The following is a 532-nucleotide window of genomic DNA, read 5'->3' on the forward strand; positions in this document are numbered from 1 at the left end:
GCCTTCTTGTTCTAAGACCGGGTAGAAATGGCCGTTGCTTAATTCTAATGCCGTTGAAGCAGCCCTTGGGTTACGAAGCAAGCTTTTCGGCGTCATAATGACAAGCGGACGCACTTCGTCTTTTTCTAAAATCGCAGCCTGGCGGCGCAAAATATGGAAGTATTGTGCCGCGCTCGTTAAATTCGCAACCGTCCAGTTGTTTTCGGCCGCTAATTGCAAATAGCGTTCCAGGCGGGCGCTTGAATGTTCTGGCCCCTGCCCTTCATAGCCGTGCGGCAACAATAGAACAAGGCCGGATTTTTGTCCCCATTTCGCGCGGCCTGCCGATACGAATTGGTCGAAAATGACCTGGGCGACGTTGGCGAAATCGCCAAATTGCGCTTCCCAGAGGACGAGCGTTTCCGGCGCGTAAACGTTATAGCCATACTCAAATCCAACGACAGACGTTTCAGACAGCGGGCTGTTATGGACAGCGAATGATGCCTTCGCCGAGGGAAGTGCATGCATCGGCGAAAACTTCTCGCCGGTTTTG

1 pseudogene is annotated in these 532 nt (G+C 52.6%); it reads right to left on the reverse strand.

Annotation, left to right across the window (positions count from 1 at the left end):
* Positions 1-532, reverse strand: a pseudogene (locus tag WD019_RS21750) (2-oxoglutarate dehydrogenase E1 component); the annotation flags it as partial.

The sequence above is a fragment of the Fictibacillus sp. Mic-4 genome, assembly GCF_049843615.1.
In the GTDB taxonomy this organism is placed as follows: Bacteria; Bacillota; Bacilli; order Bacillales; family Fictibacillaceae; genus Fictibacillus_A; species Fictibacillus_A gelatini.